Source organism: Nocardioides ultimimeridianus, assembly GCF_054777895.1.
In genome coordinates, this window is the sequence record NZ_BAAHAB010000011.1 from 210,961 (window position 1) to 235,734 (window position 24,774).

The following is a 24,774-nucleotide window of genomic DNA, read 5'->3' on the forward strand; positions in this document are numbered from 1 at the left end:
CCGACCCAGCACAGAAGGATCCATCGTGACCGAACTCAAGGACGCCTTCAGCCCCGAGCTGCAGGTCGACTTCGACATCCACATGGCCGACGGCGTCGAGGGCGTCTTCGACACCTACGCCGAGATGCGGGCGAAGTGCCCCGTCGCCCACACGCCGCGCTACGGGGGCCACTTCGTCGTCACCACGTACGACGACATCCACGACATCGTCCGCGACGCCGGGACGTGGTCGAGCCGGATCATCAACATCCCTGACTCGATCGGCCAGGACGGCGAGATGATCCCGATCCAGATCGACCCGCCGGACCACGGCTACTACCGCAACATCATCAACCCGCTGTTCTCGCCCAAGCGCATGCGGGACCTCGAGCCGCAGATCCGCGACATCGTCAACGAGCTGCTCGACAAGATGCTGGCCAAGGGCCAGGTCGACTTCGTCGAGGACTTCGCCAGGGAGTTCCCGAGCCGTGTCTTCCTCGCGCTGATGGGCTGGAACCTCGAGGACGCCCCGAAGTTCAACCGCTGGGTCGACACCATGGTGCTCGGCGTACCGGGGGCGAGTGAGGAGGAGAACCTCGCTGTGCGCGAGGCCGCCGGCATGGAGGTGTACGCGTACTTCGCCGAGATGATCGACGAGCGCACCGAGAACCCCGGTGACGCCGACGACATCACCCAGATCCTGATGGAGAGCACGGTCGATGGCCGCGAGATCACCCAGTTCGAGATCCTCAACCTGCTCCTCCTGATGATGATCGGCGGTCTCCACACCGTCCAGGGGCAGCTCGCCCACAGCATCATCTACCTGGCCGAGCATCCCGAGGTGCGCAAGGAGCTGGTCGACGACCTCTCGCTGGTGCCGACAGCGGTCGAGGAGATGCTGCGCTACGAGTCGGCGATCTGTCCGGCGCGCGTCGCGACCCAGGACACCGTCGTGGGCGACGTACAGATGAAGGCCGGCGATCGGGTGCTGATCCCCTTCGCCGCCGCCAACCGCGACCCCGCCAAGTTCGACGACCCCGACGAGGTCGACATCGCCCGTGACCCGAACCCGCACCTCGCGTTCGGCGCCGGCAACCACCGGTGCGTGGGCTCGCACCTCGCCCGGCTCGAGCTGCGGATCGCCTTCGAGGAGATCCACACCCGGATGCCGGACTACCGCCTCGACCCGGACGCGCCGCCGGTGCGGCACCTGAGCCAGGTCAAGGGCGTGCACTCGTTGCCGCTCATCGTCGGAGAGTCGGCCTAGCCGCACCGCCGACTCCATCCGCATCACATTCATCACAAGGAGAGACCAATGGCAGTGAAGCTGGGAACCGTCGAGTTCTACCAGGCGATGGCCGACGCGCTCAACGCCGACCCCGTGTGGGCCGACAAGGGCAAGAACATCGACTTCAACATGGCCTACAAGTACGAGGCGCCGATCGAGGGCCAGTTCTACGTCAGCTTCGACAAGGGCAAGGTCGTCGCCGTGCGCGAAGCCGACCAGGATGACCTCGACCGCGCGGACTTCCTCATCAGCGGCAGCTCCGACGTGTGGCGCGGGTGCTTCGACGGCAGCATCAACCCGACCGTGGCGATGACCCGCGGCAAGCTCCGCGTGCGCGGCAAGATGGCGCAGATGCTGAAGAACATGCCAGCGTTCATGTACATCCAGGAGACGATGGGCAAGATCGAGTTCGAGTGACTTCCTCGCTCTCGTCGCGGCGCCTGTGAGCCTTCCGGCTCGGCTCCGCTCTCGAACGACCGCTGCCCCTTGTCTCCCTCCCCGAGGCATGGGGCAGCGGCCTGTCCGCACCTCGCAGCACCATCGGTGTGACGAAGATGTAAACCAAATAAGAATAGGTATTGCAATCTTCGTCACAGTCGGTTTGACTAACGGCATTAGATAAACGCCGGCTCCCGAACGGGCGCGCCGGGAAGGAAGGGCACACGATGAAGTCTCGCGCAGCAGTCCTGTTCGACGCTCCCGGCAAGTGGGAGATCGTCGAGGTCGAGGTCGACGACCCGAAGGAGTTCGAGGTCCTCGTGCGCTACGAGCACGCCGGTCTCTGCCACTCCGACGACCACTACGCGCAAGGCGACGTCCCGGCGATGTCGTACCCGTTCTGTGGGGGCCACGAGGGCGCCGGCATCATCGAGAAGGTCGGCCCCGGCGTACGCGACCTGAAGGTGGGCGACAAGGTCGTTGCCGCCTTCATCCCCGGATGCGGTCGCTGCACGTGGTGCGCCCGTGGTCAGCAGAACCTCTGCGACAACGGTGCGTACATGATGCTCGGCACCCAGCTCGACGGCACGCACCGCCTCCACCTGGAGGACGGACGCCCGGTCGGCCAATGCAGCCTCGTCTCGACGTTCTCGGAGTACTCCGTCATGCCCGAGTGGGGTGCGGTCAAGATCGACGACGACGTACCGCTCGAGGTCGCGGCGCTCATCGGCTGTGGTGTCCCCACCGGCTGGGGCTCGGCCGTCAACGCCGCAGAGGTCCGCCCGGGCCACGTCGTGATCGTCATGGGCGTCGGCGGCATCGGCATCAACGCCGTCCAGGGTGCCAAGTTCGCCGGTGCCTCCACGGTCATCGCGGTCGACCCGGCTCCGTTCCACCGCGACGAGGCGCTCAGGTTCGGCGCCACGCACGTCTTCGAGAACATGCCGCAGGCGACGGACTTCGCCCAGTCGATCACCGACGGTCAGGGCGCGGACTCTGCGATCGTCACTGTCGGCATCGTGACGGGCGACCATGTCGCCGAGGCCTTCGCCTCCATCCGCAAGGCCGGCACGGTCGTCCTGACCTCGATGTGCAATGTCACCGAGTACGGCATCGACATCAGCCTGTTCGAGCTGGCCATGTACCAGAAGCGCATCCAGGGCTCGCTCTTCGGGATGATGCAGCCCACGCGCGCCGTCCCCGACATGCTCCGCCTCTACAAGGAGGGGCACCTCAAGCTCGACGAGCTGATCACGCGCCGCTACCCGCTCGAGCAGATCAACCAGGGCTACGCCGACATGCACGCGGGCATCAACCTCCGCGGCGTCATCGACTTCTGAAACCTACCGACAGTAGATCAAATCTACATACTGAAGGTAGTTTCCCGTAACTCCCTTCGCGGCGTCGCCGTTGGTCCGATGTGATCGCCGACACGTCGCAGGGGTGACCGGTCCACGTCCCCGACCAGCCGGCAGACATGAGCAAGACAGAGGTGAGGCAGATGAGCACGACGGCCGCTCATGGGTCCGGTCGCCGGGTGCGTCGGCCCGTCGGTCCGTACGACGGGACGCTCAACGGCGTGCTCGCGAAGGTGCCGCTGCGCCTCCGCCGGCCGATCCAGGAGGCCGGCGGCATGGTCGACCTGCTCCTGCAGATCCTCAAGAGCGCGATCACCAAGCCGGTCGGCTACTGGGGCGCCGTCGCTGACGACATGTTCGGCACGATGCGCACGGCGTCGGCGCCGATCGGAGCTGCGATCTTCGGCTTCCTGATCTTCATGTCGATCCTGACCGTCCAGTTCTTCCAGATGGCGGGAGCGACGCAGCTCTTCGGTCCGCTGCTGTTCCTCCAGGCGATCCGGACCTTCACGATGTGGATCGTCTCGATGGTCGTCGCGGGCGTCATCGGCTCCGCGCTCACCGCCGACCTCGGCGCTCGCCGGGTACGCGAGGAGATCGACGCGATGGAGGTCATGGGCGTCGACCCGATCCGTGACCTGGCCCTGCCGCGCGTCGTGTCGATCACCCTGATCACGACGCTGCTCTCGGTCCCTGCGCTCCTGGTCACGATGCTGTCGATGCAGCTCGGTGGCCTCTACGTCGCCCATCAGCCGGCGGCCCACTTCCAGAGCAACCTGTTCGCCAACGTCTCGCCGGTGCAGATCCTCGCTGTGGTCGTCAACTGCTTCCTCGTCGGGATCCTGATCGGCACGATCTGCTGCTACAAGGGATTCACCGCCTCGGGCGGCGCGATCGGTCTCGGTCGCGCGGTCAACCAGGCCGTGGTCCTCTCCTTCATCGCCGTCTGGGTCCTGCAGCTCGCCTTCAACGCGCTGCTGCTCGGCCTCTTCCCGGATCTGGGTAACTTCCGATGACCCTTGTCGCAGACCCGCAGGGAGCCGGCGCCGCCGACTCCGAGGACACCGGTCCGGCTCTGGCGCCGAGGCCCAGGAGGAGCGCCTTCGACGGACTCGGCGACTTCGTCGAGTTCTCGGCGAAGGTGTTCCGGGAGATCCCGTACGCGATCCGGCTCTACCCCTCGGAGATCATGCGGCTGACCAGTGCGATGGTGCGCGAGAACGCCGCGGTCATCTTCGGCCTGCTCTTCATGATGGGCGCGGTCATGGGACTCACCGCGAGCTTCCTGTTCTCGAGCATCGGCATCGACAGCTACGTCGCGGCGGTCAACTCCGTCGGCGGCATGCGCGGCATCATCCAGGTCGTCTTCGGCTGGGTGGTCGCCGCCAAGATCGGCTGCGGCATCGTGGCCGAGCTGGGCGCGATGAGGATCTCGGAGGAGATCGACGCGATGGACGTCATGGGCGTGCGGTCCGTCCCCTACCTCGTCAGCGCGCGGGTGATCGCGGGTGCGATCTCCATGCCGCTGCTCTTCATCACGGGTCTGGCGATCAACTTCATGGCCGGCTACCTCTTCAACGTCTCGTTGTTGAACACGGTCTCGGGCGGCGGCTTCAGCTACTTCCTGTTCCTCTTCCAGAACCTGCGTGACTTCGTGGTGGCCCTGTTCTGGGGGACGTTCCTCGGTACGTCGATCGTCCTGGTCGCCTGCTACTTCGGCTTCAACGTCTCGGGTGGGCCCGTCGGCGTCGGCCGGGCCACCGCCAAGTCGATGCTCGTCAACCTGGTGATGGTCAGCGGGATCGCGATGGTCCTCGTCCAGCTCTTCTACGGCAACTCCCCGAACTCGCCGATCGGCAACTGAAGTGACGGAGACTCAGATGACCACACAGACCATGGCTCCCGACCACGCGTCGAACCTGCCGGCCACGCCCCACGTCAGCATCAGCATTCGCGGGGTGAAGAAGGACTTCGGCAACGGGCCGATCCTCAACGGCGTCGACCTGGACTTCCCCGACGACGCGATCACCTCGGTGCTGGGTCCCTCCGGCACCGGCAAGTCGGTGCTGCTCAAGCACATCGTCGGCCTGCTCGAGCCCGACGCCGGCACGGTCAGCGTGTTCGGCAGCGACATCTGGCACGTGAGCGAGCACGAGCGCTACGAGCTCCGCAAGCGCTTCGGCGTCCTGTTCCAGGACGGGGCGCTCTTCGGGTCGATGAACCTCTACGACAACGTCGCGTTCCCGCTCCGCAAGCACACCGACAAGCCCGAGGCCGAGATCCGCGAGATCGTCATGGAGAACCTCAAGATGGTCGGCCTCGAGGCCGCCGTCGGCAAGGCGCCGAACGAGATCTCCGGTGGCATGCGCAAGCGCGCCGGCTTCGCACGAGCCCTGGTGATGCGGCCCGACGTCGTCCTCTTCGACGAGCCCGACTCCGGCCTCGACCCGGTCCGCACCCGGCTGCTCTCCCGGCTCATCCGGGAGGTCCACCGTGAGAACGGCGGGACCTACATCGTCATCACCCACGACATCCCGTCCGCTGAAGAGCTCAGCGACTACGTCGGGGTCCTGTGGAAGGGAAAGATCGTGCACGCCGGTCCTGCCGATGAGGCGTTCGCCTCCGATGACCCCTTCGTGCGGCAGTTCCTCGCCGGCGCCGCCGACGGCCCCCTGGGGATGGACTGACCCATGAATCCTCTCGGCTCCCTCTCCCGCAAGACGGTCGCGCTGAGCGCGGTCGCCGTGCTGCTCGTCGTCCTCGCCCTGGCCAAGGTCGTGCACGGATCGCCGTACACGGTCTCCCTGCTGATGCCCTCCGCCGACCAGGCGTTCGCCGGCGGACGCGTCGTGATGCGTGGCCAGACGATCGGCCACGTCGACTCGATCGGCGTCCAGGACGGCAAGGCCCTGGTCAAGGTCGACATCGACGACGCGTTCGCCCCACTGCCCTCGGGAACCTTCGGCCGCATCAAGTGGGAGTCGGTGCTCGGCGCGCGCATCGTGGAGCTCGTGCCCGGTCCGGCCGACGGGGCGCCGATCCCGTCGGGCAAGCTCATCACCGGCAACGACGAGGCGGTCGACCTCGACGACCTGTTCTCCATGCTCGATGCCAAGACGCGCAAGAACCTCGGGACGCTCGTCGTCAACCTCAACTCGACCCTGGCCGGCAAGCCGACGCAGAAGACCCTGAACGCGACCCTGCGGGAGGCAGGGCCGACGTTCAAGGCCCTGCTCGAGCTCCTCCGTGGCGTCGGCGAGGACGGCCCGGCGCTCCGCCGGTTGGTCACCCAGCTTCACGGGGTCACCTCGGTGGTCGCATCGCGTGACGTCTCGATGGTGCGGACCGTGAACAACCTCAACCGCCTGACCACGGCCGTCGCGGCCCGGCAGGCACAGCTGTCGAGGACCATCGCCCTGCTGCCCGGCACGGTGTCGCAGGCCAACACGACGCTGGGCCACGTGCCCGGTGCGGTGACGTCGGCGCGGGAGCTCCTCCGGGCGCTCAAGCCGTCGACCGCGCAGCTCCCGCAGCTCGCCCGCTATGCCAAGCCGGTCCTGGTGACGGCCAAGCCGCTGCTCGCCATGCTGCCGAGCACGCTCAAGGACGCGGACACGCTCTTCAAGTACACGCCCGGTCTCGTCCGGGACGCGAACGCGACGCTGCCGTCGGTCACGACGGCGCTGCGGACACTCAACCCGATGGTGTCGTACCTGCGGCCCTACACGCCCGAGCTCGTCGGATGGCTGAGCAACTGGAACGGGGTGTTCGGCAGCCGTGACGCGGCCGGGCACTACGCACGGGCGCTGATCACGGCTTCGGCATCGAGCCTCGACAACAACCCGGGGATCATGCCGCCGGGCATGCAGCAGGACGCCCGCCCGCAGCCGGGCTCCATCGCTGGACAGACCTGGACCGACGCAAATGGGGACGGTGTGAGCTGATGTCGCGCAAGATGTTGATGCTGTGCGTGGCGATCGTCGCACTGCTCGTATCGGGCTTCGCCCTGGTCGGTCGCACCCCCGACTCCGATGGCACCCTGACCGCCTACTTCCAGGACGCGAGCCCGCTCGAACGCGGCAGCGAGGTGCGGATCGACGGTGTGAAGGTCGGCAAGGTCGACAGCATCGACCTCGACGGCAAGGTCGCCAAGGTGGCGATGACGGTTCAGAAGCAGGTCCTGCCGCTGCACCAGGGCGCTCGCCTCGAGATCAAGCCGATCAACGTTCTCGGTGAGAACTACGTCTCGATCGTGGACGGCAAGCCGACGGCGCCGTACGACGCATCGGCTGAGATCCCCGTCGACCGGACCAGCAGCGTGGTCAACCTCCAGGACGTCCTGAACACCTTCGACGACCCCACCTCGACGGGCCTGGCCGCGCTCGTCGCCGCCCTGGGCGACGGCGTCGCCGGCAACGGCACGAAGGCCGCCCAGGCGATCAGGGCACTTGCCCCGACGATGAGCGACCTGACCGGCCTGGGCCGCATCATCCGCCAGCAGAACGGGGTCCTCAGCAGCCTGATCGACAAGGCAGCCCCGGTCTCCGCCGCGCTGACGAGGAACAACGGCCGCGACCTCGACGTCCTCATCGCCAACGCCAAGGCGACGCTCTCGGCCCTCGGCGACAACCAGACCGCGATCGAGCAGACCATCAAGCAGCTGCCGACGACGCTGATCGAGGCACGGCGGACGCTCGACGACCTCGGCAAGGTGTCGGACTCGATCGCGCCGACCCTGCGTGATGCTCGACCGGTGACCTCGCACCTGTCGACGATCTCCGACGAGATCACGAACTTCTCCACCTACGCCGCGCCCGCGTTCCGGAACTTCGCGACGCTGCTCGTGCATGCCGATGGACTCATCAAGGCCGCCCGACCCATCGCGGCCGACCTGCGCAAACACGGGACCAACCTGCGCAACACCGCGCATCGCACCGTCCCCGTCGGCAACCAGCTGCTCGATGTCCACCTCCAGGACCTGATGGACTTCGTGACCAAGTGGGCGCTGTCGACCAACAGCCGCGATGCGATCAGCCACTACTTCCGGGGCGTCGTGTTCGTGACGCCGCAGGCCCTCAACACGCTGGCCGGCAACAAGGTTCTCCCCGGCGGTCTCAGCCAGCCGAGCCTCGGTGGCGTCACCGGCGGTCTGACCAACGGGCTGCAGGGCACGGTCCAGGGACTGACCGGTGCGCTCGGCGGCACGAAGGGCAACCCGCTCACCGGCCTGCTCGGGAGCCTTCTCGGAGGCAACAAGCGCACGTCGTCGCGGAGTGCCACCGGGCTGTCGTCCACGCAGGAGCATGCCCTGCTCGACCAGCTGATCGGAGGCCAGTGATGGCGCGCAGGATGCACCGCAGGGACGTCCGCAAGCTGCTGATCGGGACCGTCGCCGTGCTGGCGGCCTTCTCGATCGCCAAGGTGGGCACGACCGTCCAGGGCGGTGGCGCTGTGCCGCTGAAGAGCTACACCGTGCTCAGCGCGGCCTTCGACGACGTCGGCACCCTCAAGCCGCAGCAGAACGTCAAGGAGGACGGCGTCCGCATCGGCCAGGTGACCGGTATCGAGTACCGCGACGGCAAGGCCCACGTGACCATGCGGCTGGAGGGCGACGTCAAGGTCTACCGCGATGCCGAGCTCAGCGTCGGCAACGAGTCGGCCCTCGGTCGCAAGTTCGTGTCGCTCGACCCCGGTACGCCCACCAGCGGTGCGCTGGACGGCGGGGAGATCCCCGCCACCCACACGCGCAGCGCGGTCGACCTCAATGACGCCCTCGCCGCGTTCCCCCCGTCGGCACGCAAGGGGCTCTCGACCACGCTGCGGAACGTCGGCATCGGCGTCGACGGCGGCGGCCAGAACCTGCAGGACGGGCTCGGCGTCGCGCCGAACGCCCTCGATGACGCACAGAAGATCCTGCGTGCCGTCAACTCGCCCGACGCCAATCTCTCCGGACTGCTCGCCACGGCCGATCAGCTCGTCGGCCAGCTCCGTGGGCACGAGGCAGAGCTCGGTGCGCTGGTCAAGGACACGGGCACCACCCTGGCCGCGGTCAACACCGAGGACACCCAGGCGCTGCGGCGTACGCTCCTGGCCGCCCCGTCGACACTGCGGACGGTCAACCGCGGGCTCACGCGGATCCGTCCGGCACTCGACAAGACCGCCCACGCGGTCAAGGTCCTCCGCCCGGGCGTCCACGACCTGGTGCGCGCGATGCCCGACCTGCGTGGATTCCTGCGTGAGGCGCCGCCGGTCGCGCGGACCGTCGTCGGGTTCTCCCGCGAGGGGGTTCCGGCCGTGGACGCGCTCACCCCCGCCGTGACCGACGCGCAGTACGCGGTCCACCACCTCGGAGAGTCGCTCGGGTTCACCGACCCCATTCTGAGCGTGCTCGCGCCGTACGCGCCGGATGCGGGCCACCTGTTCAGCCTCAACACGCTGCTCTCGGGGCACTTCACCCCCTGGAAGCACTACTTCTCCGCCGAGCTCGTGTTCCCCGGTCTGTACAACTTCAGCGCTCCCGACCCGCTCGCCAAGGTCGACCCCTACCCGGGCCCCGGCGGCGCGTTCGCCGCCGGCGACGCCTACAACAACAAGTGAGGCCAGCATGAGTTCCTCGACGTCGTTGCTGTCACGGCGGCCCCGCATCAGGACCAAGGCCGGCAAGGGGATCGCGCTGCTGGTCATCGGCGTCGCCGTGGTCACCGCGCTCGCGTTCAAGAACGACATCACGATCGCACTGCGCGGCGGCACGACGATCCACGCCGACTTCCCCCAGAACTACTCCCTGATCAAGGGTCAGACGCGAGTGAAGATGGCGGGTCTCCAGGTGGGCGTCGTCTCGGGGGTCTCGCAGGACCCCGACGGCGTCACCCACGTGACGATGAAGGTCGACGACGACGTCGCGAGCGAGCTCGGCTCGAGCCCGCGGGCCCAGATCCAGCCGTACACGGTCCTGGGCGGTGTGTACGCCGTCAACCTGATCCCCAGCGCCGACGGCACCAAGTTCAGCGGTGCGACGATCCCGCAGTCCCGCACGAGCACCCCGGTCGAGCTGGACCGGGTGCTGGACGCACTCCCGGACCCGACCCGACGGGCGGTCCAGGACACGGTCGCCGAGCTCGGGGACACCCTCGGAGCCCGGGGCGCCGCCTCCCTGCGTCGCTTCTCCGGTACGGCGAGCCGGGTGCTCCCGCCGGCGGGGCGACTCGTGACGGCGGCTCAGGGCAACCACCCGGCGACCGACCTCCCGACGATCGTTCGTGGCCTGCAGAACCTCGCCGCGAACGTCGACCAGCGCAGTGGCGACCTGAAGGCAAGCCTCACGGGCCTCGACCGGACGACCACGACCCTGGCCGCCAACAGCCCGGAGCTCGCGCAGTCGATCAACAACCTGCCCGCAGCGCTGATGGCGACCCGCACCGGCACCCGCCGGCTCGACGGGACGCTGACCCGTCTCGGATCGACCTCGACGGACCTGCTGCCGACCGCCAACAGCCTCGCGCCCCTGGTGGGCAAGCTGACGCCCACGCTCAGGGACGCGTTGCCGGCGGTCCGCAAGCTGCTTCCGATCGTCCGGGACGCCCAGCCGCTGGTGCGCCAGCTCATCCCGATCAGCCAGAACGCGGACGCGATCGTGCGCGACATCAAGGGTCCCGTGATCAACAAGATCAACGGCCCGATCCTCACCACCCTCGGCAGCACCTACCGCGGCACCGGCGCGTTCAAGGACACCGGCGGTGGCGTGCAGGCGGACAACAAGCTGTACCAGGAGATCGGCTACATGGTGACGAACCTCGACCGGGCCTCGCAGACGCAGGACGCACAGGGCTCGACGCTCAACTTCCAGGCCGGCATCAGTGCGGGTCTCCTGAAGGCCGGCAACCTCGACCTGGGCGATGCCCTCGCCGCCCTCCTCCCGCAGGTGGTGGGTCGATGAGCACCCTCAGCCACCGCCTCGCCACGCTCCGCGACCGGGTCGCCAACACGCCGGGCCTCAAGCGCGACACCATCGCCGTGGTCGTGGCGATCGTCATCGGCTGCACCTGCGGCGGCTACATCCTCAAGCAGGAGCACAACAACTGGCCGTGGGAGCATCACTTCGAGTTCGCGGCCGAGTTCAGCAACGCGGCCGGCGTCCAGCCCTCCGCCGTGCAGGAGGTCCGGATCGCAGGCGTCAACGTCGGCCGGATCACCGCGGCCCAGCCGGAGGCCGACGGCCGAGCGAAGCTCACGCTGTCGATCGATCCTGAGCAGAAGATCTACAGCAATGCGCAGCTGATCCTGCGGACGAAGTCGCCTCTCAACATCATGTACGTCGAGATGAACCCGGGCGGCCCGCCGGGAACGCTCCTCAAGGAGGGACAGACCATCCCGGTCTCCCAGACCGAGCGTCCTGTCCAGCCCTACGAGATCCTCGACAAGCTCGACGACCACACGCGAGCCGCGCTGACGTCGCTGTTCGACCAGGCGGCAGTGGCCCTGCGGACGGCCCCCAAGGACCTTCCGGCGAGCCTCGACGCGACGCGGCGCACGATGCTGACCTGGCAGCCGATCATCAACCAGCTCGACCAGCGACGCTCCAACATCAGCTCCCTCGTCAGCAACTTCGCCGTCTTCGCGAAGACCACCGGCACCGACGGCCAGCGCGTCCAGGTGCTCCTGAGCTCGATGCGCAAGACGCTCGATGCCCTCGGCACGCGTGACAAGCAGCTGTCGCAGACGATCAAGGCACTGCCGGCCTTCACCGGCCACCTGAGCACCTCCATGACCAAGGTGACCCGACTGGCCCGGACGCTCAACCCGACGCTGGCCGACCTCGACAAGGCGTCCGGAAAGCTGCCGACCGCCCTCGACAAGCTCGGCAGCACGGTGAACGGCATCCACAAGACGGTGCGGGCGGCCGGCCCGCTGGCGACCGACGCCGGCCCGGTCGTCCACGACCTGAGCAGCTTCTCGTTCCAGGCCGACCCGGCGCTGCGGGACCTGCGCCCCGTCGCCGGCTACCTGCCGCGAGCGGCGACGCTGGTGTCGCCGTGGATGTTCGACCTGGCGGCATTCACCTACCAGACCTCCTCCTCGTTCAGCTTGTACGACGTCAACGGCGGCCTCGGTCGCGCCGATGTCGAGCTCGACGTGAACAACCTCAGCGGTGGTCTGCAGCCGATGGACCACTCGGTCCCGAACACGCACTGAAAGGCGGCGTACCGATGAGCATGTACCGCGTTCGGACCCCTGTCGCGGTCGTCGTCACCGTGGCGCTCGCCTGCGTGATCGGCTTCTTCTACCTCTGGAACCGTGCCGGCGGACACATGCCCGGCCGTCACCCCTACCTCGTCAGCTTCGACGCGACGGACGTCAAGAGCCTCCAGCCCGACGGCGACGTCCGGGAAGCAGGCGTCCTCGTCGGCAAGGTCGACAGGATGGAGCTGGGCGATGGGACGGTGCACGTCACGCTTGCGCTCAACGGCGACGGGGGTCCGGTCCACGCCGGCACCAAGGTCCGCATCGGCGTGAAGTCGGTGATCGGTCAGACGATGGTCGTCCTGAAGGACGGCAATGGCCAGGCGCTCTCCTCGGGCAGCGTGCTACCGGCCTCGTCCGTCGAGGCGCCCGTCGACGTCGACGAGATCTTCAAGATCTTCACGCCTCACACCCGCAAGGCCCTGGCGAGCGCGCTGACCTCGGCCGGCGTCGTCACCGGCGGCACGCAGGAGAGCTTCGCCGACCTCGTGGACGCCGTCGGCATCCTCGGGCACGAGGGCTACACCGCGACCGACGCCATCGCCGCCCAGAGCCGCGACCTGACCGCGCTCGTCCGTGAAGCGACCCGGATCATGGCCTCGCTCAACACCAACCGCACGGCGCTGGCCTCGCTCATCTCGAACGCGCACACGATCACGGCGGCCACGGCCGGTCAGCAGAAGAACCTCGCGAGGACCATGCAGCTCCTGCCCGGCCTGATGACGTCGGCGAAGTCGGCGACGTCCTCCCTCGGTGGCCTCGCGTCGGACCTCGACCCGGTCGCGTCCGACCTCAACGCGGCCGCTCCGGCGTTGAACACGGCGCTCACCCAGCTGCCTTCGGCCAGTCACAGCCTCCGCGCTCTGCTGCCTTCCATGAACTCCTCGTTCAAGCGCTCGCACGCGACCCTCACGCAGGTTCCCACACTCGCCACGAACCTCAGCGCGGTCGCGCCACAACTCGATGAGCTCGTGCTCAACCTGAACCCGATGCTCGCCTACATCAAGCCGTACGCCGCCGACATCGGCTCGTTCTTCGGCAACTTCGGCGGAGCCTTCGACGTACCTGTCGAGAACGGCATCACGCCCGCCCGACTGGCCCCGATCTTCAGCCAGTTCAGCCTCCGCGGTAACCCGCTGAACCTCCAGTCGATCACCGTGAACAACTGGAACAACCCATATCCGTCCCCGCTCAAGGCTGCGCAGCCGTCCAAGTACACCGGCACCTATCCGCGGATCCAGAAGGAGAAGGAGACCGAGTGACATGGGACGCAAGGCTCTGCTGAGGACTCACCCGAGCGCGCTGCGATGGATCCTCGTCGCGGTTCTCATCGCTCTGGTCGCAGGGGGGCTGTTGCGAGCCAGGATCGACACCAACGTCACTTCGTTCGTCCCGCACGGTGACAGCTCCTACGACGAGCTGTCGGCACACGACAAGCAGTTCGGCGGCGACCCGATCGTCGTCATCCTGCACGGCACCGGACCACAGGGTGTGTTCCTCGAGCAGGACCAGCTGCTCAAGCTGATCCAGCTCGAGGGCACCCTCTCCGGTCTTCCGGGTGTCAAGGTCGTCTACGGGCCCGGCACGGTGCTCAACCAGACCGGCCTCGCCATCCGCGCCGTCCTCGCCCAGATCGCCGGCCGTCGTGACTCCCTGTGCAACCTCGCCAAGGCAGAGGCCAGGTCGAAGGGGCAGAGCGTCGGCGGCCAGAAGGCCGCCTGTGATGCCGCACTGCGGACCTTCGACCAGCGGTACGGCTCGCTCGTGGCCGCGGCGCTGCCGATCGGGCTCCCCACCGTGGGCAACCCCCGCTTCGTCGCGAGCGTGCTGTACGACCGGCACGGCAACCCCAAGCAGGAATGGAAGTTCCTCGCACCCGACGCGAAGTCCGCGACGGTGCTCGTCCGACCCGAGGCCGACCTCAGCCAGGCACAGACCGCCGCGCTCGTCGACGAGGTGACCCACGCGGTCGACGCCGCCGGGATGGAGACATCCCGGCCGCTCGTCACCGGCGTACCGGTCCTTGCTGCCGCGGTGGCCCAGAAGGCGAGGTCCGAGGCCCCGCTGCTCGGTGGCATCGCGCTCCTCGGCGTCGGCCTCGTGTTCCTCCTGCTGCCGTGGAGTCGTCGACGTCGCTCTCGCCTCGTGCCGCTCGCGAGCGCTCTGCTCGGCACCGGCACGACCATCGCCGGCTTCGGCTGGCTCGACAGGCCGTTGTCCCTCGGCGTCGTCGCGTTCATGCCGATTCTGCTGGGCATCGGCAGCGACTTCCCGCTCTACCTCGTGCAGACCCGGAAGCGTGGCCGCATCCTGGCCGCGGCGGCCGCCAGCGCGGTCGCGTTCGCCAGCCTCGTCCTCACGCCGCTGCCGTTCGTCCGAGAGCTCGGCCTTGCGCTTGCGATCGGCGTGGCCCTCACGGTCGGCTGGTCGCTGCTGCTGACGAGCCTCGTCGGCGTCGCCCAGCCGCGCGAGTCGCGTGAGCCCGGGCCACGCGACAAGCGCCGGATCCCGGTGGGCCCGGTCGGTGTGCGACTGGTCGCCGTGGCCGGTGTCGTCGCCGCCGTGGCCGGCTGGATCGCCATCGGATCGGTGCGCATCGAGTCGAGCCCGGAGCAGCTCGCCGCCGGCCTCCCGGAGCTCCAGGGTCTGAACACCGCCGAGCACACCCTCGGGTTCTCCGGCGAGGTCGACATCCAGATCCATGGCAGGAACGTGGTGTCTGGGGCCGTCCTCGACTGGGAGCGCCGCGCGGAGGCGGCGGTCGTGGAGGCGCACGGCGACCAGCTGCGGCCGCTGCTGACCTATGGCCGACTGCTCTCCTTCCTCGGGGACAAGCCGACGTCCGACCAGCTCTCCTCCGGGGCCGGGCTCATTCCGCCGTACCTCCGCAGCGCGGTGATCGCTCCGGACAGCGCGACCGCGATCTCGACCTTCGGCATCGTCCCGCAGGACGTCCGCGCGCAAGGTGATCTCATCGACAGCGTCGAGAGCGTGCTGCCTGCGCCGCCCCCGGGCTACACCGTCAGCGTCACCGGGCTGCCTGTCCTGGCCGCACACGGCCTCGAGGCGATGTCGTCCGACCGCTACTGGATGAACCTCGTCGGCCTGCTGGTCGGAAGCCTGGTCCTCGGTCTGCTGCTGCGGACCTGGCGCGATGGGGCGGCGGTCCTGGTCACCGGCCTCCTGGCAACCGGCTGGCTGTTCGCCGGCGTGCGCCTGCTCGGTGTCACGCTCAGCCCGCTGACCGTCGTGGTCGGTGCGCTCATCACCGTGACGTCGTGTGAGTTCGCGACCATGCTCCGCCGTTCGGATGCGCCGGGCGGTCGGAGCGTCGCCGTCGCCGCGTGCGCCGGCACCATCGGGTACGCCTCCCTCTCGCTGTCGGGTCTCGCGGTCTTGCGAGGCTTCGGACTGGCGCTCGCGGCCGGCGTCGTCTGCTCGTACGTCGCCGCGCGCCTCGTCCACGCGACCTGGACCGCCCCGCCACGCCGGGCCGGCGCCGAAGGAGTCCCGGCGGCGAGGCCGAAGCTCGCCCTCGTTCCCCCCGACAACCAGCCGAAGTTGGAAGTGATCAGCCGATGAAGTCCACCCTCAAGGACGTCGACCTCCTGCGCCCCCGCGGGTTCGCAGCCGTGGTGCTGGTCGCCCTCTCCCTGGCGATCACCGGGGCGGGCGCCGTACGCATGACGACGAACGCCGACAAGCTCCCCGCGGACGTCGCCTTCGCCATCGGCGACCGGCAGGTCACCATCGACCAGCTCGACCAGCGGGTCCACACCCTGTCGGCGCTCTACTCCATCAAGGTTCCGACCGCCGGCGACCAGTTGTCGACCTTCCGGCGTGACTCGGCCAAGTCGATGGCGGTCAGCATGATCCTCGACGCCGAGGCGCAGAGGCGGGGCGTGCGCATCAGTGACGCCGAGGCGGAGCTCGGCCTCAACTCCGTCGTGAAGAGCAACCTCGGCGGCAGCCAGGCACGCTTCGCCACGTTCCTCGGCGACAACGGCATCTCCAAGAGCGACGTGCTGGACGAGATCGTCCGCACCCTCGAGACCACGGCGCTGTACAAGGAGGTCACCGGCAGCATCGCCCAGCCGACGGCTGCCGAGGTGAAGGCGGACTTCGACGCCCACCGAGGCCAGATGAAGGCGCCCGAGCGGCGGACGATCCGCAACATCGTGGTCGACAGCCCGGCCGCCGCCAAGGCGGCCATCCGGCGGATCCGGTCGGGCCGGCCGTTCGCCGAGGTCGCCGCAGCGGCGTCGCTGGACAAGAGCACGTCCGGCCGGGGAGGCCTGCTCGGCACGGTCGCTGCGCAGGACCTGGACGACGCGTACGCCAAGGTCGCGTTCACCGCGAAGCGCGGAGTCGTGTTCGGGCCGGTCAGGTCCGCCACCGGCTGGAACGTCGGCATCGTCGAGGCGATCAAGCCGTCGTACCCGCTGACCTTCGCGCAGGTGCAGAAGACGCTCGCCTCCGCGCTCTGGTCGGACCGGAAGCTGAAGGCCTGGAACGAGTGGCTCGCGACGACGATCAAGGCCGCACACGTGCGGTACGCCGACGACTACCTGCCTGCGAACCCCGACGCAGCGCCGTCGCTCGCGCCGACCGAAGGGAGCTGAACCATGACCCACGTGATCACCCGCGCCTGCTGCAACGACGCGGCCTGTGTCCCCGTCTGCCCGGTCAACTGCATCCATCCGACGCCCGACGAGCCGGACTACCGGACCGCCGAGATGCTCTACATCGACCCGCAGAGCTGCATCGACTGCGGCGCGTGCGTCGAGACGTGCCCCGTCGGAGCGATCCAGGCCGACTACGACCTGTCCGAGGAGTCGGCCCGCTACGAGGGCATCAACGCGCGCTACTACGAGACACCCGGTCGCCGGGACTACGAGGAGGTCCAGAACGTCGCGGCCAAGCGTGACTGGTCGGCTGGCCCGGAGGGCACGCTCCGGGTCGCGGTCGTCGGCTCCGGTCCGTCCGCCTTCTACGCGGCCGAGGAGATCCTGAGCCAACGCGGTCTCGAGGCCGAGGTCGACATGTTCGAGCGGCTCCCGGTCCCGTGGGGGCTGGTGCGCGCGGGTGTCGCACCGGACCACCAGGACACGAAGGCTGCCGCCGATCCGTTCAACCGGACCGCGCGGCGCAAGGGATTCCGGATGTTCCTCAACACCGAGATCGGGCGCGACATCAGCCCGGAGCAGCTGCAGGAGCGCTACCACGCCGTCGTGTACGCCGTCGGGGCCCTGGGGGAGCGCACCCTCGGCGTACCGGGGGAGGACCTGCCGGGCAGCCACTCCGCCACGGCGTTCGTCTCCTGGTACAACGGACACCCGGACTTCTCCTCCCGGACCTTCGACCTGTCGTGCGAGCGCGCCGTGATCATCGGCAATGGCAATGTCGCTCTCGATGTCGCGCGTGTCCTGCTCAGCGACCCTGACCGCCTGGCCGCGACCGACATCGCCGACCATGCCCTCGAAGCGCTGCGCTCGAGCAAGGTCCGGGAGGTCGTCGTCGTCGGCCGTCGCGGGGCTCGCGAGGCCGCCTTCACGACGCCGGAGCTGCTCGGGCTGCTGGAGACCGAGGGCATCGACGTGGTCGCGCGGCCCGACGAGCTGGGCTCTGCCGCCGCGGGCGACCGGTCGATGGAGGCACTGAAGGTCGAGCTGCTCGAGGAGCTGTGCACCGGTACGCCGACGCAGGACCGCCGCATCTCCCTGCGCTTCCTCCTCTCGCCGGTCGAGATCCTCGGGGAGGGCTGGGTGGAGGGGGTGCGACTGGTCCGCAACCGGCTCGAGGTGGGCGAGGACGGCCGGACGATCGCGGTGGCGACCGCAGACTCCGAGGAGCTCGCCTGCGGGCTGGTGTTCCGATCGGTCGGCTACCTCGGTGAGGCCGTGCCCGGTCTGCCCTTCGACGAGTCGCGGGGCGTCGTGCCCAACGACGGTGGTCGAGTAGCGGGTGCCGCGGACTCCTACGTCACCGGTTGGATCAAGAGAGGTCCGTCCGGCGTCATCGGCACCAACAAGAAGTGCGCGAAGGAGACCGTGGCGGCGCTGTTCGACGACTACGTCGCCGGGCGCCTGACCGTTCCTGTCGCCGGCGCGGAGGATGTCGCCGACCTCATCGACGGCTACATCGACCTGCAGGGCTGGAAGCAGCTCGACGACCACGAGCGCAAGGGCGGCAAGGGCCAGCGCCGCCCGCGGGTGAAGATCGTCGACCGCGAGCAGATGGTCGCCATCGCCCGGGGCGGTGCCGGGTGAGCGCCCTCGATCCGCGGACCCCGGTCCTCGTCGGTGGCGGCCAGCTCAACCAGCGCGAGGATCCGGTCGAGCCGGTCGACATGATCGTCCGCGCAGTGCGGCTGGCGGCCGAGGACGCCGGTGCGCCGGCCCTCGCCGAGGTCGTCCAATCGATCCGCGTCATCGGCATGCTGTCGTGGCGCTATCGCGACCCGGGTGCTCTGGTGGGAGAGCGCCTGGGTGCCCCGGTCCGGCACACCGTCTACACCGGCGCCGGCGGCTGCTATCCGCAGGCGCTGGTCAGCGACGCGTGCGAGGACGTCCTCGCCGGCAGGTGTGACGTGGCGGTGGTCGCCGGGGCCGAGGCGTGGAGGACCCGGATGGCCTTCCAGGCCCAGGGCGAGCGCCCGGCCTGGACGCGCCAGGGCGACGACGTCGCGCTGCCGGAGAGCCGGCCGGACGTGCCGATGCGGCACGAGTCCGAGGTCATCGGCGGGGTCGACCGTCCGGCGTACGTCTATCCGCTGTTCGAGCAGGCCCTTCGGATCTCGGCCGGCCGCACGCAGGCCCAGCACCGCGACCACATCGCCGCGCTCTGGTCGCGCTTCAGCGAGGTCGCCGTCGACAACCCGTACGCCTGGGTGCGCACTCCGCACACCGCGGAGCAGATAGCGACCGCCACAGCGAGCAACCGGATGATCGCGGCGCCGTACACGAAGCTGATGAACTCCAACAACAGCGTCGAACAGGCTGCCGCCGTCATCATCTGCTCGGCGGAGACGGCCGAGCGCCGCGGCGTACCGCGTGATCGGTGGGTGTTCCCCGTGTCGGGGGCCGACGCTTCCGACACCGGTCCGATCGCCGAGCGGCCGGCGCTCGACGGCTCGCCCGCGATCAGGTACGCCGGAGCGGCCGTGCTCGAGCTGGCCGGACTCTCGGTCGCCGACCTGGGTCCGATCGACATCTACTCCTGCTTCCCCTCCGCGGTGCAGGTGGCGGCCAAGGAGCTGGGGCTGCCGGTCGACGACCCGGCCCGTCCGCTGACCATCACCGGCGGCCTCACCTTCGCCGGCGGTCCGTGGAACAACTACAGCACCCATGCGATCGCCTCGATGATCGCCGCCGTGCGCGGCAGCGACAGGCCGGGGCTCGTGACGGCCAACTCGGGCTACCTCACCAAGCACAGCCTCGGCATCTACTCCTCGACGCCGCCTGCGAAGGGCTTCCGCCGCCGGTCGGCGCAGCCGGAGACCGATGCCGTGCCGACGACCCCGCTGTCGATGGGCGTGCGCTCCGACGTCGCTCAACTCGAGTCGTGGACCGTCGTTCACGACCGCGAGGGCCGGCCCGAGAGCTCCCATGCGGCATTGATGCTGCCGGACGGGTCGCGGACGTTGGCCCGCAACGACGATGCGGGGACGGCGGCACATCTCGCCGTGGCCGAGGCGGAGGGAACCAAGGTACGTGTCACCGAGGCAGGCAGGTTCGACCTCGTCTGAGCGCGCCGGTCCCTTGCCCAATTAATCTAACGTCGTTAGGATCGGGCCATGAGTGAATCCTTCGCGTCCGACCTGTCCGGATTCGAGGCGGTCTACCGCCGTCATGTCGACTTCGTCCGCACCGGCGACGTGAAGGCGGTGCTGGCCGACATGGATCCCGCGGTCGTTCCCGCCGTCTTCGAGGGCGTGAGGACTCCCCGCGCGCAGGTCACGGCCACCGACATCCGTGAGATCCGGCTGGACGACGGCCGGGGGATCGGCCGGTGCGTCTACACGACGGAGGACGGGGCGATCGGGCTGGAGTCCGCGTGGCGCCATGACGGCACGAGCTGGCTCGCCGACGGCCTCGCCAACTTCGAGGTCTGACGTGGTGCCGACCGCGCCCGCCGAGGCGCTCCCGTGCGGACCGGACGTGGACGGCGCGGACGCGCCGTACTGGGACGGACTGCGCGAAGGCGTCGTGAAGCTGCCCCGGTGCTCCTCCTGCGGTGACTGGCAGCCCATCGGTCGGGTCCTGTGCGGCTCCTGCTGGTCATTCGACTTCGCGTGGACCGCCGTCGAGCCGGCCGGCACGGTCTTCAGCTGGATCCGGACCGAGCGCGACTTCATGAGCGAGCTGGACGCATCCGCGCCGTACGTCAGCGTGCTCGTCGAGCTCGATGGTGCGCCGCTCCGCCTGCTCGGACTCCTACGGGGTGGCTCCGTCTCCATCGGCGATCGTGTGCGCGGGGTCATCGAGGAGCCCACCAACGCGACGTGGCCGGTCCTGCGCTGGGTGTCCGTATGAGTGCCCTCCGCGGCGCCGCTGCCATCGTCGGGATCTCCGAGATCCACCACCCCCGTGGCCGGGCGCCGGGCAGCGAGCGGGTCATGGTCCTCGAGGCGATCCTCGCTGCCTGCCGCGACGCGGGCATCTCGCCGCGGGACATCGACGGATTCACGTCGTACGCCGGCGGCGACCACACCGGCGTGGTGCTCGGCGCCGAGCTCGGCATCACCCAGCTGCGCTGGTCCAGCATGGTGTGGGGAGGCGGTGGAGGAGGCTCGGCTGCGTCCGTGACGGCCGCCGCTGCGGCGATCGCGACCGGTCAGGCTGACTGCATCGTCGCCGTCCGCGGGATCACGCAGGCGACGACCGGCCGGCTCGGCTATGCGAAGTACTACTTCGACAACCACTACCTCTCCGCCGGCGTCGCGACGCCTGCCCAGACCTGCGCCCTGCGGACGCAGCGTCTCCTCGAGGCCGACGGGGTCCCACGCAGCGCGCTGCGCAACCTGGTGCTGGCGGCGTACGCCCACGCACAGAACAACCCATCGGCCGCCGGTTTCGGCAAGCCCTTGGACGCGGCCAGGTACGACGCCTCACCGGTGATCGTCGAACCGTTCCACCTCTTCGACTGCTCCCGAGAGAATGACGGCGCCGTGGCGCTGGTTCTCGTCAGCGCCGCGCGGGCGAGGCAGCTGGACGTGAAGCCGGCGTACGTCCTGGCGGGGGCGCAGGGCGCGCCGGGAGGGTACGCCGCACTCGCCAACTGCGAGGACGGCTACACGACCGCGGGCTACGGCGACCCGGTCGGAGGGGAGGGTGTCGCGTCACGGCTCTGGCGACAGGCGGCGATGAAGCCGTCCGAGGTCGACGTGGTCCAGGTCTACGAGAACTTCAGTGGCCCGGCCGTCGCATCGCTCATCGACCACGGCCTGGTGCCCGGCGGCCCCGCCGCGGGCGACTTCATGACCGTCGAGAACCTCACCGCCCCGACCGGGTCGTTGCCGGTCAACACCTCCGGAGGGAACATCGCCGATGCGTTCATCAACGGGATGGGTCTGGCCGTCGAGGCTGTGCGCCAGGTCCGGGGCACATCGACGAACCAGGTCCGGTCCGGCGCCGGCGTGGAGACCTCGCTCTACATCGGGGGCCCGATGGCTCCCCTCGGCAGCTCGGTGCTCCTCGGCGCCGAATCGACCCTGTGACGGATGCGGGAGACGACATGACTGACCTGACGCAGCGCCCCCACCTCTATATCGACGGCCAGTGGGTCGCGCCCCGCAAGGGCGACCGGACCGACGTGATCGAGGCGTCGACCGGACGCCCGATCGGTACCTCGGCACTCGCGGGTCCCGAGGACGTCGACGCCGCCGTCGGTGCCGCGCGGGCCGCGCTGAAGGGCCCGTGGGCGGCGATGACCCCCGGCGAGCGCGGCGAACTGATCCGCCGCTTCGCCGCCGCGCTCAAGGCGAGCGGTCGCGACACCGCGGCACTTGTCTCTCGGGAGAACGGCATGCCGATCGGCCTGTCGAACATCGTCAACGGCATCGCCCCGTCGATGATCACCGACTACTACGGGCGGCTCGCCGCCGACCTCGGGGGCGACGACATCCGCCCGAGCGTGACCGGCGGCGACACCGTGGTCCTGCGGCAGCCGGTCGGTGTCGTCGCAGCGATCACGCCCTGGAACTACCCGCAGGCACTGGCGATCGTGAAGCTCGCCCCCGCTCTGGCCGCCGGCTGCACCGTGGTGCTGAAGCCTCCGCCGGAGGCGGCACTGGACGCCTTCGCGTTCGCCGACGCCGCCGCCGCGGTCGGCCTGCCTGCGGGTGTGCTGAACGTGATCCCGGGTGACCGCGAGGCCGGTGCGGCACTCGTCGGCCACCCGGGCGTCGACAAGGTCTCCTTCACCGGATCCACCGTGGCGGGTCGCGCCATCGGCGAGGTGACCGGCCGTCTCTTCCGGCCGACCACCCTCGAGCTCGGGGGCAAGTCGGTCTCGCTGGTCGCCGAGGACGCCGACCTCGACCACTTCGCATCCCGCCTCGCGGAGATCTCGCTGCCCAACAACGGCCAGACCTGCCACGCCGCGACGCGCATCCTCGCGCCGCGCTCGCGCTACGGAGAGGTCGTCGACGCCGTGACCGCGGTCGTGGGCGCGCTGAAGGTGGGTGACCCGCTCGACCGAGCGACACAGATCGGGCCGTTGGTCTCGCGTGCACAGCAGCAGCGGGTCCTCGGCTACATCGACGCCGGGCCGGCGTACGGTCGCCTGACCACCGGCGGCGGCCGCATCGACGGTGAGGGCTGGTTCGTCCCGCCGACCGTGTTCGCCGATGTCGACAACTCCTCGCCGCTGGCACAGGAGGAGATCTTCGGACCGGTCCTCTCGGTGATCCAGTACGCCGACGAGGACGAGGCCATCGCGATCGCGAACGACTCCGACTACGGCCTGGCCGGCGTGGTCTGGTCGGGTGATCCGGAGCACGGCCTCGCGCTCGCGCGGCGGATCGAGTCGGGCACCGTCGGCGTCAACCACTACGAGCTGCACATCAATGCGCCGTTCGGTGGGATCAAGTCCTCCGGCATCGGCAGGGAGCTCGGTCCGGAGGGCATGGCGCCGTACCTCACGACGAAGTCGATCTATCGCGGTCGCGGCTGAGCGTGTGCCAGTGCGGGCAATCCCCGCGCTGACGTCGGGCGGGCCGGATCGGGCCCCTGGGAGATCCCAGGGGCCCGATCCGTTCGCTGCGTGCTGTCAGCGCAGGAGGTCCTTCTGCACGATCTCCATCATGATCTCGTTCGTGCCGCCGTAGATCCGCTGGACGCGTGCGTCGAGGTAGGCCCGGGCGACGGGGTACTCGATCATGTAGCCGTAGCCGCCGTGCAGCTGGACCCCGACGTCGATCACGTCGTGCTGGAGCTGGGTGCACCACGCCTTGGCCTTGGCAGCATCGATCGCCGTCAGGGTGCCGGCGTTCCACTCGCGGATGCAGCGGTCGACGTACGCGCGAGAGACCTCGACCGCGGTCCGTGCCTTGGCCAGCTCGTGCGCCGGTTGCTGGAAGTCCGCGATCCGCTTGCCGAACGCGGTGCGCTCCTTGACGTAGTCGATCGTCCAGCCGAGGACGGCTTCCGCGCAGGCTTGGCCTGCGATGGCGATGCCGAGGCGCTCGAGCGGGAGGCTCTGCTTGAGGTAGGTCAGGCCCTGGCCGATCTCGCCCAGCACGTTGTCGTGCGGCACGACGACGTTCTCGAAGAACAGCTCGGCGGTGTCCTGCGCGTGCAGGCCGACCTTCTTGAGCTGCTGGCCGCGCTTGAAGCCGGGCATGCCGTCCTCGACGACGAACAGGCTGAAGGAGTCGCCGGTCCTGGCGAAGACGATGACGACGTCGGCGAGGATGCCGCTGGTGATGAACGTCTTGGAGCCGTTGACCACCCAGCCCTCGGCGGTCTCGGTCGCGCTGGTCCGGATGCCGCGCAGGTCACTGCCCGCGCCCGGCTCCGTCATGGCGATGGCGCCGATCGTCTCGCCGGTGACGAAGCCCGGCAGCCACCGCCTCGACTGCTCGGGGGTGGCGTGGCGCAGCAGGTAGTTGAGCACGATGTCGTCGTTCGTCGAGAAGCCCGACTGCAGCGACGATGCGCCGACGCGGGCGATCTCGTACTGGACCATCGCGCGGAAGCGATAGTCGGTCTCACCGGCGCCGCCGTACTCCTCCGGCACGGCAAGGCCGAGCAGCCCCTGCTTGCCGGCCTCGGTCCAGATCGAGCGCGGGATCCGACGCTGCTCGGTCCACTCCTCCTGGTGGGGCTCCACGTGCCGGCTGACGAACTCGCGCACCACCGCCCGGTACGCCTCGTGATCGGCCTCGAACAGGTCGCTCTCCACGACGCCTCCTCTCTGAATAACCTATAGACGATAGGTTACTTCAGAGACGGCGCGATGGCGATGGGT

21 protein-coding genes are annotated in these 24,774 nt (G+C 69.1%); 20 read left to right on the forward strand and 1 reads right to left on the reverse strand.

What is annotated here, in order from left to right:
• Window positions 1-25: 25 nt before the first annotated feature.
• From ACYU8V_RS12480 to ACYU8V_RS12575, 20 genes are all read left to right on the forward strand, one after another.
• Window positions 26-1,246 carry a cytochrome P450 gene (locus ACYU8V_RS12480; protein ID WP_460847756.1) on the forward strand — a complete coding sequence of 407 codons (1,221 nt, stop codon included), beginning with the start codon at window positions 26-28 and terminating at the stop codon, window positions 1,244-1,246.
• A gap of 48 nt (window positions 1,247-1,294) precedes the next feature.
• Complete coding sequence (locus tag ACYU8V_RS12485; RefSeq protein ID WP_460847757.1) at window positions 1,295-1,684, forward strand: SCP2 sterol-binding domain-containing protein; 390 nt, start codon at window positions 1,295-1,297, stop codon at window positions 1,682-1,684.
• Between the two features lie 248 nt (window positions 1,685-1,932).
• The gene (locus ACYU8V_RS12490; protein WP_460847758.1) at window positions 1,933-3,045 is read left to right on the forward strand and encodes an NDMA-dependent alcohol dehydrogenase; all 1,113 of its coding nucleotides are present in this window, start codon (window positions 1,933-1,935) and stop codon (window positions 3,043-3,045) included.
• 161 nt (window positions 3,046-3,206) lie between these two features.
• Window positions 3,207-4,079, forward strand: a complete 873-nt coding sequence (locus tag ACYU8V_RS12495) for an ABC transporter permease (protein WP_460847759.1) — start codon at window positions 3,207-3,209, stop codon at window positions 4,077-4,079.
• Window positions 4,076-4,927: an ABC transporter permease gene (locus tag ACYU8V_RS12500; protein WP_460847760.1), complete on the forward strand. Its 852-nt coding sequence runs from the start codon at window positions 4,076-4,078 to the stop codon at window positions 4,925-4,927. The genes ACYU8V_RS12495 and ACYU8V_RS12500 overlap by 4 nt, the downstream gene beginning before the upstream one ends.
• A gap of 16 nt (window positions 4,928-4,943) precedes the next feature.
• On the forward strand, window positions 4,944-5,750 hold the full coding sequence (locus tag ACYU8V_RS12505) for an ABC transporter ATP-binding protein (RefSeq protein ID WP_460847761.1): 807 nt from the start codon (window positions 4,944-4,946) through the stop codon (window positions 5,748-5,750).
• Window positions 5,751-5,753: 3 nt separating this feature from the next.
• Window positions 5,754-7,007, forward strand: a complete 1,254-nt coding sequence (locus tag ACYU8V_RS12510) for an MlaD family protein (protein WP_460847763.1) — start codon at window positions 5,754-5,756, stop codon at window positions 7,005-7,007.
• Window positions 7,007-8,401: an MlaD family protein gene (locus ACYU8V_RS12515; protein WP_460847764.1), complete on the forward strand. Its 1,395-nt coding sequence runs from the start codon at window positions 7,007-7,009 to the stop codon at window positions 8,399-8,401. Before ACYU8V_RS12510 ends, ACYU8V_RS12515 begins: the two co-directional genes overlap by 1 nt.
• Complete coding sequence (locus ACYU8V_RS12520) at window positions 8,401-9,660, forward strand: MlaD family protein (RefSeq protein ID WP_460847765.1); 1,260 nt, start codon at window positions 8,401-8,403, stop codon at window positions 9,658-9,660. Before ACYU8V_RS12515 ends, ACYU8V_RS12520 begins: the two co-directional genes overlap by 1 nt.
• A gap of 7 nt (window positions 9,661-9,667) precedes the next feature.
• Window positions 9,668-10,999 carry an MlaD family protein gene (locus tag ACYU8V_RS12525; protein WP_460847767.1) on the forward strand — a complete coding sequence of 444 codons (1,332 nt, stop codon included), beginning with the start codon at window positions 9,668-9,670 and terminating at the stop codon, window positions 10,997-10,999.
• Window positions 10,996-12,255, forward strand: a complete 1,260-nt coding sequence (locus ACYU8V_RS12530) for an MlaD family protein (RefSeq protein ID WP_460847769.1) — start codon at window positions 10,996-10,998, stop codon at window positions 12,253-12,255. The genes ACYU8V_RS12525 and ACYU8V_RS12530 overlap by 4 nt, the downstream gene beginning before the upstream one ends.
• 14 nt (window positions 12,256-12,269) lie before the next feature.
• On the forward strand, window positions 12,270-13,565 hold the full coding sequence (locus ACYU8V_RS12535) for an MlaD family protein (protein ID WP_460847770.1): 1,296 nt from the start codon (window positions 12,270-12,272) through the stop codon (window positions 13,563-13,565).
• 91 nt (window positions 13,566-13,656) lie between these two features.
• Window positions 13,657-15,885, forward strand: coding sequence for an MMPL family transporter (locus tag ACYU8V_RS12540; protein ID WP_460847771.1), 2,229 nt, complete (start codon window positions 13,657-13,659; stop codon window positions 15,883-15,885).
• Window positions 15,882-16,925: a peptidylprolyl isomerase gene (locus tag ACYU8V_RS12545; RefSeq protein ID WP_460847772.1), complete on the forward strand. Its 1,044-nt coding sequence runs from the start codon at window positions 15,882-15,884 to the stop codon at window positions 16,923-16,925. The genes ACYU8V_RS12540 and ACYU8V_RS12545 overlap by 4 nt, the downstream gene beginning before the upstream one ends.
• A 3-nt stretch (window positions 16,926-16,928) precedes the next feature.
• Window positions 16,929-18,572: a 4Fe-4S binding protein gene (locus ACYU8V_RS12550; RefSeq protein ID WP_460847773.1), complete on the forward strand. Its 1,644-nt coding sequence runs from the start codon at window positions 16,929-16,931 to the stop codon at window positions 18,570-18,572.
• Window positions 18,569-20,050 carry an acetyl-CoA acetyltransferase gene (locus ACYU8V_RS12555; protein WP_460847775.1) on the forward strand — a complete coding sequence of 494 codons (1,482 nt, stop codon included), beginning with the start codon at window positions 18,569-18,571 and terminating at the stop codon, window positions 20,048-20,050. The genes ACYU8V_RS12550 and ACYU8V_RS12555 overlap by 4 nt, the downstream gene beginning before the upstream one ends.
• Window positions 20,051-20,098: 48 nt before the next feature.
• Window positions 20,099-20,416, forward strand: a complete 318-nt coding sequence (locus ACYU8V_RS12560) for a hypothetical protein (protein WP_460847777.1) — start codon at window positions 20,099-20,101, stop codon at window positions 20,414-20,416.
• A 4-nt stretch (window positions 20,417-20,420) separates the two neighbouring features.
• Window positions 20,421-20,837, forward strand: a complete 417-nt coding sequence (locus ACYU8V_RS12565; protein WP_460847780.1) for a Zn-ribbon domain-containing OB-fold protein — start codon at window positions 20,421-20,423, stop codon at window positions 20,835-20,837.
• A complete protein-coding gene (locus tag ACYU8V_RS12570; RefSeq protein WP_460847782.1) occupies window positions 20,834-22,021 on the forward strand; it encodes a thiolase C-terminal domain-containing protein in 1,188 nt (395 codons plus the stop codon). Before ACYU8V_RS12565 ends, ACYU8V_RS12570 begins: the two co-directional genes overlap by 4 nt.
• A gap of 17 nt (window positions 22,022-22,038) precedes the next feature.
• Entirely contained in the window at window positions 22,039-23,478 is a 1,440-nt protein-coding gene (locus tag ACYU8V_RS12575; RefSeq protein WP_460847783.1) for an aldehyde dehydrogenase, read from the forward strand.
• Window positions 23,479-23,574: 96 nt separating this feature from the next.
• Here the strand turns inward: ACYU8V_RS12575 and ACYU8V_RS12580 are convergent, their stop codons facing one another.
• Window positions 23,575-24,708: an acyl-CoA dehydrogenase family protein gene (locus ACYU8V_RS12580; protein WP_460847786.1), complete on the reverse strand. Its 1,134-nt coding sequence runs from the start codon at window positions 24,706-24,708 to the stop codon at window positions 23,575-23,577.
• Between the last annotated feature and the right edge of the window lie 66 nt (window positions 24,709-24,774).